This is a genomic window from Arenibacter algicola (assembly GCF_018860365.1).
Lineage (GTDB): Bacteria > Bacteroidota > Bacteroidia > Flavobacteriales > Flavobacteriaceae > Arenibacter > Arenibacter algicola_B.
Genome location: NZ_JAHKPO010000029.1, coordinates 158,513 through 170,195 on the forward strand (window position 1 = coordinate 158,513; position 11,683 = coordinate 170,195).

Genomic DNA, 11,683 nt, shown 5'->3' on the forward strand with positions numbered 1-11,683 from the left:
TTTTCTAAAATTATTCAAAATAACCTAATCCGCCATGGCCATTAACGTTTTGTAAACCAATTGGGTCGGCAGGCCTACCACATTGGTATAGGAACCCTGAATTTCTTCAATTCCAATAAGTCCTATCCAATCCTGAATGCCATAGCCACCAGCCTTGTCAAACGGATTATAGTTCTGAATATAGTTTTCTATTTCACTGTAGGTCAATTCTTTGAATTTAACCCTTGTGCATTGATTTACAATTTTTTGCCGGTCCTTGGTTGTAAAACAAACCGAGGTAATTACTTCGTGCCAATCGTTGGAAAGTGTCTTAAGCATGGAAAAGGCTTCCTTAAGATCGGCAGGTTTTGCCAAAGAGACATTGTTGTGCCAAACCACGGTATCGGAAGTTATGAGGATATCTTTGGTCTCCAGCTTATTTTCATATCCAGCGGCCTTTAATTTTGCCAGATAATCCGAAATTTCCGCACCCTTTAAATGATCTGGATATATTTCGTTTACATGTATTGGATGTACCGTAAAATCTATTTCCATTTCCCTAAAGAACTGTTGTCTTCTAGGGGATGCCGACGCTAGTATAACCCGATATTCCTTTAGTTTGTTGTTGGACATATGGTTAATCGTTCTTGGCGCTGAAATTCTCGGCCCAATGCCCCCTCACTTTCAATACTTGTTCAATAACATCCCTTACACAGCCATCCCCCCCGTGTTTATGGGAGATGTATTTGGACATCGCCTTTACTTCTGGCACAGCATTTTGTGGGCAGCATGGAATACCCGCCAATCTCATTGGTGGAATATCGGGGATGTCATCACCCATATAAAGAACATGCTGTGGATTAATATTATAAATATCCAAATATTCATCAAAAGGGTCTATTTTATGATGTGCCCCCATGTGTATATCGGTAACTCCCAACCCCCTTAAACGCAATCTCACGCCTTCGTTGGTACCACCGGAAATGATGCAGATATTATACCCTTGTTGAATGGCCACTTTTACAGCATAGCCATCCTGTACATTCATAGTCCTTAACATTTCCCCGTCCGAGGTGATCATAATTTTGCCATCTGTAAATACACCATCCACATCAAATACAAAAGTGGTTATATCCTGAAGCAGTTCCTTATAACTTTTGTCCATATTTCTCTCCTATCAATTTGCTTAACAAGCTGTAAATATCCTGATAATTTTTATTTTTTAACTGATTTAAATGGCTTTCTATAGTCTTAACATCGTTTCTTTTGGCTGGTCCGGTTTGGGCATCCAAGGGAGCTAGATAATCTAACTTATTCACGGTTTCTTTAATCAAAGGCTTTAACATGGAAAATGGCAAATTATGTTCCGTGCAAATGTCATGGCCGATCGTAAACAGATAATTGGTGAAATTATTTACGAAAACTGCTGCTAGGTGAAGCGATTTCCGTTGCTCGCTCGTAATCTCGTGCACTTCCAAACTAATGAGTCCCGCCAATATCTTCAACAGGTTCATGTCGCTCTTATCTTCGCCCTCAATACAGATCGGCACCTTTTTAAAATCGATTGATTTGCCCTCGCTAAAAGTTTGCAGCGGATAAAAGACCCCTCTATGATTTAAATCTCCAAGAGATTTTAAGGCAACACTTCCTGAGGTATGGGCCACTAAACCTTTTTTCTTCTTTAGGAAAGGTGCTACCTGGGCAATGGCATCATCACTTACGGCAATTATATATATATCTGCATCGGTAATTTTGGTGAAATCCGTCCCTGTTTCAACCTTATCCTTAAAATAGGCGAGGTGACCTTCGTTCCGACCAATAACCTGTAAAACATTTATTTCATCTACCCTCAAAAAGGCATTGAACAAATGCTTGGCAACATTGCCAGTTCCCAATAAAACAATAGATATCATATTCAAAAGTAAATATTAAATCAAAATTATAGGATTATGGGCGATAAGTTTTTTGAATGTTATTATTCCAATAAGTTCCAAGGGCGACCAACGAGGTATTATTGGATGGTAAGTTCTGATGAAATGAGTGGCAGCAAACTAAAACTGTCTTGACTATGTTTTAATTCTTCACTTTATACAGTAAAACACTTCTTCGTATTTATATAAAATATTATGTAACCTAAACCTCTTCATATGTATCCAAATACAAATTGATTTAGTTACTGGTAGATTTGCACCTTGAACCCTAAGGGAACCAAACATACCTTGAAAATGCAAAAGCACTTTTTTTCAATTTACAATTGCATTGGGAAAGGGGTCTGATTTTATCCATCAAAAATTGCAACATGTTTTAAAAAAGTAAATACTCAATTAACAAAACATTTAATAATTAAACTCCTATAAAAATGTATTTTTGCATGTTTAAATCAAACCTTCTTGCCAAAATGATTGAACTCCTTAAAAAAATCTTCTTTTCCACACGTTTAATGGCTGTTTTATTTATTGCTTTTGCTACAGCCATGGCCTTTGGAACTTTTATTGAAAGCTGGTACAGTACGGAAACTGCAAGAATTTGGATATACAATACCACATGGTTCGAGGCCATCATGGTATTTTTTGTTATTAATTTTATTGGGAATATTGCTCGTTACAATCTATTAAGGAAGGAAAAATGGGCAGTACTTTTATTACATCTCTCTTGGATTTTAATTATTCTTGGGGCATTTGTTACTAGGTACATAAGCTTCGAAGGAATGATGCCCATTAGGGAAGGAAATACGGAAAATGTTTTTTATTCGGACAAAACCTTCCTTACGGTATATGTGGATGGGGAAATTGAAAATGAGCCAAGTCGTAGAATTTTAGAAGGTGATATTTTGGTGACCGCAGAGGCCCTTAAATCCAATTTACCCTGGAATTCCGATTTTAACGGACAACCATTTACCATATCCTATGCGGGATTTATTGATGGTGCCAAGGAAGGCTTGATCGAAGATTCCAATGGAAAAGAATATTTAAAAATTGTTGAAGCGGGTGATGGACAGCGTCATGAACATTATTTGGAAAGTGGGGAGGTTAGCAACATTCATAATGTGTTATTTTCCCTGAACAAGATGACCGAAGGTGCCATCAATATTATTGAGTCTGATGGTGAATATCAGATTAAATCGCCCTTCGAAGGACAATTTATGAGAATGGCCGATCAATTGCAGGGAGAATTGTTGAAAGATAGTCTTCAAACACTGCAGTTAAGGTCTTTATATACCACTGCAGGCATGCAATTTGTAATTCCTGAGCCAATTATCAAGGGATCTTATGGGGTAATTTCCATTCCAGAGAACGAAAAAACGGAAAATGACCTAGATGCCTTGATCGTGGATATTAGCAGTAACGGTGAAACTGTCCGCAAAAAATTGTTGGGAGCAAAAGGTGTGGCCAATTTTTCCGGGGAATTTGAAGTAGGAGGTTTGGACTTTAATCTTTCTTATGGATCCAAGGTGTATACCCTGCCTTTTGGAATTAAATTAAACGATTTTATTGCCGAAAAACATCCAGGAACAGAGAATAGCTATGCTTCATTTATGAGCAAGGTTACCATTGAGGACGACCGTCCATTTGATTACGATATTTATATGAACCATATTTTGGACCACAAGGGGTATCGTTTTTTTCAAGCTAGTTTTCACCCAGATGAAAAGGGTACCGTATTATCGGTTAATCACGATTTTTGGGGTACTTGGATAACTTATATTGGATATTTTTTATTGTATGCCGGGCTTATGGGCATTATGTTCTTTGGTAAGACCAGGTTTAAAAGTCTGGGTGCTTCCTTGGAGAAACTAAAAAACAAAAGATCCAAATTGGCTGTACTTTTTATTCTAGGAAGCAGTCTAAATATGTTGGCGCAGGAAAATGTGGAGGTAGATTCACATGCACATGATAACACTCCTACTGCCCAGCAGGTAGATTCCTTGTTGCACGCTATGACACCATCCAAGGAGCATGCTGCATCTTTTGGTAAATTGGTAATTCAGGATGCCGGTGGGCGAATGAAACCCATAAATACATTTTCCTCCGAATTACTGAGAAAACTAAGCCTAAAGGACAAGTATACCGACTTTAATTCCGATCAAGTATTTCTATCTATGATGCTCAATCCAAGGATTTGGTATTATGCAGAATTTATTGCTTTGGACAAAAAGGGGCAAAATGACAGTATTCGCAAGATCATTGGATTGGAGCATGGTAAAGAGTTTGCAAAGGCTACAGATTTCTTTGATGAAAAAGGGCAATACAAATTAAGTTCTTACCTTCAGGAAGCCTATGCAACCAACACCCCAAACCAATTCCAAAAAGATTTCAAGAGTTTGGATGAACGTTTGGTGCTATTGAATAGAGCGTTGGGAGGTGAAATAGTCAAGATATTTCCATTGCTTAATGACGACAATAATAAATGGATCTCGGCAGTGGAATATAGGGGAGGCCAATTTCAAGTATCGGATTCCCTTTACGCCAATTTTATTAAAAATGCCGTTCCCTTCTACCTAATGAGCTTGGAGAAAGCAGTGAAAACGGGCGACTACTCCGAGGCCGATAAATTGTTGGCCGCGTTCAAAAAGAACCAGGAAAACCACGGTAGTGAAGTATTGCCATCGGAAAATAAGATTAATGCGGAAGTATTTTACAACAAGGCCGATATATATAATAAGCTTTATAAGTATTATGCCCTGTTTGGTCTGTTAATGTTTGTTCTTCTGATATTCCAGATTATTAAGGATAGAAAGGCACACCGTTTTGGCATAGCCGGTATAAAAGTCCTAATTTATTTGTTTTTTATTTTGCACACCCTTGGATTGGCAATGCGGTGGTATATTTCCGGACATGCACCATGGAGTGATGCTTATGAAAGTATCCTATATGTTTCCTGGGCAACACTGGGTATGGGGCTGCTGTTCAGTAAAAAGAGTGATATGACAGTCGCTGCGGCCACTTTTGTAACTTCTATGTTGTTGTGGATCGCCCACCAGAGTTGGGTAGACCCCTCAATAGCCAATCTAGTGCCCGTATTGGACAGTTACTGGTTAATGATTCACGTGGCGGTTATTGTTGGTAGTTATGGTCCCCTCACCGTGGGTATGATCCTAGGAGTGGTGAGCCTGTTGTTGATTATAATGACGAACGACAAGAACAAGGAAAAAATGGACCTGAACATCAAGGAACTTACCATTATAAATGAACTGTCCTTAACGGTAGGTCTGGTTATGCTGACCATTGGCAATTTCTTGGGAGGGCAATGGGCCAATGAAAGTTGGGGTCGATATTGGGGATGGGATCCCAAGGAAACTTGGGCATTGATTTCCATAATGATCTATGCATTTGTGATCCATACAAGATTGATTCCTGGTTTACGTGGTAAATGGATGTTCAATTTCCTAAGTGTAGTTGCCTTTGGAAGTATTATGATGACCTATTTTGGGGTAAATTTCTATTTGGTAGGACTTCATAGTTATGCCAGTGGGGCACAGGTTATTACCCCTACTTTTATTTATTACACCGTTTTTGGGGTAGTGGTATTGGGAGCTGTAAGTTATTGGAGACATAAAAAATTCTATGCCAAGTAATTTTGAAATGTTCTTGAATTAGTGCAATTTTGCTTCATTATGAAGTAAAGGAATTATGTTTTTTATAGATGTCATAACAGGAATGTTAAGAGTTCATTTGGTGAACTTTTAATTATTCATGATGTTTATTTTCTTCGTTTAACATAATTTCACACACATGCCGGATACAAAAAAACTTACTCCAAGTATTCTATATAAGTATTTTATTATTGCCTTGACGGGCAAGGACTCTGAGTTTACTACTGGGAGCATTAGAAAGGCCATCTTTATGCTTTCCATTCCTATGGTATTGGAAATGTTGATGGAATCTATTTTTGCATTGGTTGATATTGCCTTTGTATCTAGGGTCAGTGTCAATGCGGTAGCTACAATAGGCCTTACGGAATCCGTGATTACATTGATTTATGCCATTGCCATTGGTTTAAGTATGGCTGCAACGGCAATAGTAGCTAGAAGGGTTGGTGAAAAAAAATTACAAGAAGCTAGGGAATCGGCGGTACAGGTAATCCTTTTAGGGATCACTGTGGCCATTATCACCGGAATCTTTGGCGCTATGTACTCCAAGGAAATCTTGGGTCTAATGGGGGGGAGCCCTGAACTTATACAAGAGGGCCAAGGATACACCCGGCTGATGCTGGGAGGTAATATCACTATTTTGCTTCTGTTTCTTATAAATGCCATTTTCAGAGGAGCGGGGGATGCCTCGGTTGCCATGTGGATATTAGTGCTGTCCAACGGTCTTAACATTATTCTTGATCCAATTTTTATTTTTGGATGGGGACCAATTCCTGAATATGGAGTTATGGGCGCTGCAATTGCAACCAACATTGGCAGAGGAACTGCGGTTTTGTTTCAATTGATAATTTTGTTCTATGGATGGAGCAAAATCAAGATTCGTATATCGGATATTGTAATCCGAATTAAAGTGATGCTAAACATCATTAAAGTTTCTGCTGGAGGTATTGCTCAATTCTTGATTGGAACGTCCAGTTGGATTTTTTTAATGAGAATTATGTCCGAATTTGGCAGTGAAGTCCTAGCCGGTTATACCATAGCCATTAGGGTTATAATGTTTTCCTTAATGCCTTCTTGGGGGATGAGCAATGCTGCGGCAACACTAGTGGGGCAAAATTTGGGTGCCAATCAACCTGAAAGGGCAGAAGAATCTGTATGGAAAACCGGTAAGTATAATGCCATATTTATGTTTTCAATTTCATTAATATATCTATGCTTTGCAGAAAAAATTATTATGCTCTTCAATACCACTCCACAAGTGGTTGAATATGGAACCTTATGCTTACAGATTATTGCGGCAGGATATGTATTTTATGCCTATGGCATGGTGCTAACACAAGCATTTAACGGAGCTGGGGATACAGGAACCCCTACCAAAATTAATTTTTTAATATTTTGGGCATTTCAACTTCCCTTCGCGTATGTTATGGCTATCACTTTTAATTATGGGGCAGTTGGAGTATTTGCGGCAATTTCAATAGCCGAGGTTTTGCTTACCGTTATCAGCTACATACTTTTTAAAAAGGGTAAATGGAAAAAAATTAAGGTATAAGCTAATTTTGTAACTTTATACACCATTATTTTTTATCAATTTAAATAGATAGAATGAAACAGCAAAAAAAAGGCCTTAATACCATCTGTACCCATTTTGGACAGCTGGAGGACAAGGAATTTAAAGGAGCCATTTCCCCATTGTATATGGGAACCGCCTATGCCTTTGAAGACATCGATGTTAAGCGCTACCCAAGATATTTCAACACTCCCAACCAGGTGGCCTTGGCCAAAAAAATAGCGGCCCTGGAACATGCCGAGGCTGCATTGATTTTTGGTAGCGGTATGGCCGCCATCAGCACGTCCCTATTGGCATTTTTAAAGGCGGGGGACCATATAGTAATACAAAAGATTATTTATGGTGGCACCTATAACCTAGTCGTGGAAGAATTTGAAAAATATGGGATATCGTACTCTTTTACGGATGGTTTTGGTGCTGAAGATTTTGAAGCAAAAATTAAGGACAATACCAAAGTTATCTACATTGAGACTCCATCAAATCCTTTATTGAATATAACCGATTTAAAGGCTGTTGCCGATATTTCAAAAAAACATGGTCTTGTATCCATGATCGACAATACTTTTGCCAGCCCGGTAAATCAAAATCCTATTGATTTTGGTATCGATGTGGTAATACATAGTGCTACAAAATATATGGGCGGGCATTCCGATATTTGTGCGGGAGCTGTAGCTTCAACGGAAGCGAATATAAAAAGGATATTCAGTTTGGCTAAAAATTTTGGAGGTAGTCTTAGCGATTACACCGTTTGGTTATTGGAGAGGAGTATTAAAACCATGGGTATCAGGGTAAGGGCCCAGAATGCAAATGCCCAAAACATGGCGGAATACCTTTATGCCCATAAAGATATATCTGCGGTATATTATCCTGGCCTGCCTTCACATCCGGACCACAACATCGCAAAAAAGCAGATGAAGGGCTTCGGAGGCATGTTGTCATTTGAGCTGAATGCTGATTTTAATGCTTCCAAATTTCAAAAGTCCCTAAAGTTGATAAAACCTGCCATGAGTTTGGCGGGAGTGGAAAGTACAGTACTTTCCCCAACCTTAACTTCACATTCCCTTTTGAGTGCTGAAGAGCGAAAGCGACAAGGAATTGCTGATGGGTTAATACGCTTTTCCGTTGGAATAGAAGAAACAGAGGATTTAATTGCAGATATTGAACAGGCCTTGGAAAAGGTAAGGAAGGAAAGGGAATTGGCTATTTAGATTCACGTACGCCCTTACAATTGGAGAAAACATACAATTAATAAAATTGAAGTTTTACGAGAGTTAATTTGAAAGCTTTCAAGAACAAAGTAGACATAGATTAAATGAAATTAGACATATTAGTATTTGGCGCGCATCCAGATGATGCCGAACTGGGAGCAGGAGCAACAATAGCAAAAGAAGTGGCCAATGGTAAAAAAGTAGGTATTGTAGATTTGACCCGTGGGGAATTAGGTACCCGTGGCTCTGCCGAAATTAGGGATAAGGAAGCTGCAGCCGCTGCTGAAATTTTGGGGGTTACTGTGCGTAAGAATCTGGAATTTGCCGATGGTTTTTTCACAAATGACAGACAACATCAATTGGAAATAATAAAAATGATCCGGAAATATAGGCCAGAAACCGTTTTGTGCAATGCTATAGACGATAGGCATATAGATCATGCCAAAGGCAGCAAATTGGTAAGTGATGCATGTTTTTTGAGTGGACTAATAAAGATCGATACTAAAATTGATGGGGAGGAAAAGTGGCAGGAGGCTTGGAGACCTAAACTTGTACATCATTACATTCAATGGAAAAACCTTGAACCGGATTTTGTAGTGGATGTATCGGAATTTATAGATCTAAAGGTTAAAGCCATAATGGCCTATAGTTCCCAATTTTACGACCCAAAAAGTAAGGAGCCGGAAACGCCCATCAGTAGCAAAAACTTTATAGATAGTGTTGTTTACAGGTCAAGAGACCTAGGCAGAATGGTTGGCATAAGCTATGGGGAAGGTTTTACTACCGAAAGATTCGTTGCTGTTAAAAGCCTTGACAGCCTTATTTAGGCCGATTTTTGGAATTGTTTTTTGCCTTTGGGAACGGTGAAATAGAAGGTAGATCCTTCATTGATTTCACTCTTGACCCATAAGGTGCCACCATTTTTTATCACCATTTCACTACAAAGGGATAGGCCAAGCCCTGTTCCTTTTTCGTTATTGGTACCATAGGTGGTAATATTGGTGTTTTTTGCTAATATTTGCTCCTGAACGTACTCGTCCATACCAATCCCGTTATCCTTTACAAATACTTCCAAATAATCCGGCCTATCCACATAGCCAATCGTAATATGTCCGTTATTGGGGGTAAATTTTAAGGCATTGCTCAAAAGGTTTCTAATCACGATATCCATTTGATTTTCATCGGACCAAATTATGGCCTTATTGACTATTAAATTGTCCATTGTAATCATTTTGGTAAATGCCAATTCACTTAGTAAATTAATATTGTTCTCCACTAGGGCGTTTAGATCTACATTGGCAGGGTCGGTGGTAGCTTCCCGCATTTGCGATTGACCCCAAGTAAGAAGGTTGTTCAAGGTAAAGGAAATACTATTTACGTCGTTCTTTAATTTGGGAATAAACTCTTTGAACTCTGATTCTTTAATATCACCGCTGTTCAGTAATTTTAATAATCCCTCCAGAGCTCCAATAGGACCGCGAAGATCATGGGCAATAATAGAAAAAAGTTTGTTTTTGGTGTTATTGGTTTCCCATAATTCGGCCTCTCTCTGTTCTAGGTCCTCCTTTTGGCTTTCGAGTTCCCTGTTCAGTTTTTTCAGGATTTTTTGACCCCTTACCACTAAAAATGCTATTGCGCCCATAATTATAATAAATAGTATGGCTACATAAATATAGAGGCGCTGTTTAGCCAAGGCTTTTTCGTTTTTTAGTACCAATGCTTCTTGCTGATTCTTATGACTGATTTCTGTTTTCAGCATCGTCATACTCATCTTGTTCTCATCCCTGGACAGGGTATCGGATATTTGCCTAAAAATTTCATGATATTTAAGGGCTGCAGCGTAGTTTTCCTGATTTTTATAAACTTTGTAAAGGGTATTGGAGCATTTTTTCATTCCCTCCATAGATTTAATAGTGGAGGAGATTTCATAGGCCATCATGGCATAATTATGTGAAATACTGTCTTTTTCCAGTCCAAAATTAGCTTCGGCCATCCCGTTGTACAAATCTATTATCCCTCGGTCATCCTGAAGGCTTTCATGTAGTTCCACACTTTTGTCATACCAATATAATGCCCTGGTATATTGCTTTTGTTTTAGGTATACTTTGCCCTTAACTTCATAAGCATAGGCCAACCAATCCCATGCCTTACCTTCTTCGAAAATTTTGATACTGCGGTTTATCTTAAACAGGGCATTTTGAAAATCCCCTGTTTCAGCATAGATGGAAGCCACATTGCTCATGGTCTGTGCTGAGTTTATATCATTTCCTATCTTGATATTTATTTTTTCAACCTTGTTATAAAAATATAGGGCCTGATCATAATCTTTTTGGGCAGCGTATAAATCGGCTACATTTTCATATAGGATCGACTCCATTTTTTTGTTGCCAGAGGACTGTGCCAGTTTAATATTCTCCAAATAACCGAGTAGGGCAGTGGAATAATTGCCACTATAGACGTTTTCATTCGCTAATTCATTGCCAATTCGTAAGGTTAAATCATAATTATTATCCTTTTTGGCATTGATCAATGCCATTTCATAATTATCTATTGCAATGCTGTGTTCACCTATATCGGAATAATAAGTCCCAAGGTGGAATAAAGCCTCACTTACTCCTTTTTTATAATCTATGTTGCTACTTAATTTCTGGGCTTCGCTTGAAAGCAATAAGAGACTATCCGGATTCAAGTATCTAAGCTTGGCGCCAAGATCCATTAATAATCCGATGTATATGGTATCCTTATTAACCCGTTTCTTCTGACTTCGTAAAGTGGTGATTTTTTGCCTCAATTCTCCAACAGAGGGTTCCTGGGCGGTGTTGACCCCACAAAAGAAAAGGAAAATCCAGAACACGGTTATTTTTAATTTAATCTCCCGTGAGCTTATATTTAATGCTTTAAAAGACATTTATCCTAATTTATCTGTTGATAAAAATATCTTTCCTTTAAAAAATAGGCTAATTTATGTTGTGAAAGTGCGGTTTTTTGTGTGTTTCGTCCAGTATTTTGAGTATTTGGTCGATATATAGCGTAGAAAAATATGGTATAATTCGGGGTATGAGCATTTTATAAAATGATATAAAATAATCTGAAATTTATTTTGAACGATAGCACTAAAGATTTATCTTTGCCACCGCTTACAAATGGTGGTTGTAGCTCAGCTGGTTAGAGCATCGGTTTGTGGTACCGAGGGTCGCCGGTTCGAACCCGGTCTTCCACCCAGAAATATAACCCTGTCAGAAATGACAGGGTTTTTTTGTGGCATACAGTTTCATTTTTATGGGAACCCTTAATAACAAGGATCAAGAACAATTATGGATCAAGAACAATTATTGT

General features: G+C 38.4%; 8 protein-coding genes and 1 tRNA gene. 5 read left to right on the forward strand and 4 right to left on the reverse strand.

The features are described from left to right. Nucleotides 1–24 precede the first annotated feature (24 nt). Genes KO529_RS22620 through KO529_RS22630 form a run of 3 tightly spaced genes read right to left on the reverse strand, consistent with a single transcriptional unit; the run spans nucleotide 25 to nucleotide 1,892 of the window. A complete protein-coding gene (locus KO529_RS22620) occupies nucleotides 25–612 on the reverse strand; it encodes a Maf family protein (protein ID WP_215950126.1) in 588 nt (195 codons plus the stop codon). Between the two features lie 4 nt (nucleotides 613–616). Continuing rightward, nucleotides 617–1,144 (reverse strand): KdsC family phosphatase, encoded by a 528-nt coding sequence (locus KO529_RS22625; protein ID WP_215950127.1) that lies wholly within the window; start codon nucleotides 1,142–1,144, stop codon nucleotides 617–619. After that, nucleotides 1,128–1,892 (reverse strand): Rossmann-like and DUF2520 domain-containing protein, encoded by a 765-nt coding sequence (locus KO529_RS22630; RefSeq protein ID WP_215950128.1) that lies wholly within the window; start codon nucleotides 1,890–1,892, stop codon nucleotides 1,128–1,130. Before KO529_RS22630 ends, KO529_RS22625 begins: the two co-directional genes overlap by 17 nt. A gap of 485 nt (nucleotides 1,893–2,377) precedes the next feature. Between KO529_RS22630 and ccsA the strand changes: the two genes are divergently transcribed. From ccsA to bshB1, 4 genes are all read left to right on the forward strand, one after another. Further along, entirely contained in the window at nucleotides 2,378–5,554 is a 3,177-nt protein-coding gene (gene ccsA, locus KO529_RS22635; RefSeq protein WP_215950139.1) for a cytochrome c biogenesis protein CcsA, read from the forward strand. Nucleotides 5,555–5,711: 157 nt separating this feature from the next. Next, entirely contained in the window at nucleotides 5,712–7,121 is a 1,410-nt protein-coding gene (locus tag KO529_RS22640; RefSeq protein WP_215950129.1) for an MATE family efflux transporter, read from the forward strand. Nucleotides 7,122–7,174: 53 nt separating this feature from the next. Then, nucleotides 7,175–8,347, forward strand: coding sequence for a trans-sulfuration enzyme family protein (locus tag KO529_RS22645; RefSeq protein WP_215950130.1), 1,173 nt, complete (start codon nucleotides 7,175–7,177; stop codon nucleotides 8,345–8,347). 104 nt (nucleotides 8,348–8,451) lie between these two features. Further along, nucleotides 8,452–9,174, forward strand: a complete 723-nt coding sequence (bshB1, locus tag KO529_RS22650) for a bacillithiol biosynthesis deacetylase BshB1 (RefSeq protein ID WP_215950131.1) — start codon at nucleotides 8,452–8,454, stop codon at nucleotides 9,172–9,174. Here bshB1 and KO529_RS22655 read toward each other — a convergent pair. Then, entirely contained in the window at nucleotides 9,171–11,255 is a 2,085-nt protein-coding gene (locus KO529_RS22655; RefSeq protein ID WP_215950132.1) for a tetratricopeptide repeat-containing sensor histidine kinase, read from the reverse strand. The two genes, bshB1 and KO529_RS22655, sit on opposite strands and share 4 nt — an antisense overlap. A gap of 237 nt (nucleotides 11,256–11,492) precedes the next feature. On the opposite strand from KO529_RS22655, the gene KO529_RS22660 reads away from it, so the two are divergent. After that, nucleotides 11,493–11,568 (forward strand) — tRNA-His (locus KO529_RS22660). Nucleotides 11,569–11,683: the final 115 nt, after the last annotated feature.

What these genes read in the sequence shown, in the direction of transcription:
- KO529_RS22620 (WP_215950126.1), bottom strand. Translation starts at nt 612, where the DNA reads ATGTCCAACAACAAACTAAAGGAATATCGGGTTATACTAGCGTCGGCA.
- KO529_RS22630 (WP_215950128.1), bottom strand. Translation starts at nt 1,892, where the DNA reads ATGATATCTATTGTTTTATTGGGAACTGGCAATGTTGCCAAGCATTTG.
- ccsA (WP_215950139.1), top strand. Translation starts at nt 2,378, where the DNA reads ATGATTGAACTCCTTAAAAAAATCTTCTTTTCCACACGTTTAATGGCT.
- KO529_RS22655 (WP_215950132.1), bottom strand. Translation starts at nt 11,255, where the DNA reads ATGTCTTTTAAAGCATTAAATATAAGCTCACGGGAGATTAAATTAAAA.
- KO529_RS22645 (WP_215950130.1), top strand. Translation starts at nt 7,175, where the DNA reads ATGAAACAGCAAAAAAAAGGCCTTAATACCATCTGTACCCATTTTGGA.
- KO529_RS22625 (WP_215950127.1), bottom strand. Translation starts at nt 1,144, where the DNA reads ATGGACAAAAGTTATAAGGAACTGCTTCAGGATATAACCACTTTTGTA.
- KO529_RS22640 (WP_215950129.1), top strand. Translation starts at nt 5,712, where the DNA reads ATGCCGGATACAAAAAAACTTACTCCAAGTATTCTATATAAGTATTTT.
- bshB1 (WP_215950131.1), top strand. Translation starts at nt 8,452, where the DNA reads ATGAAATTAGACATATTAGTATTTGGCGCGCATCCAGATGATGCCGAA.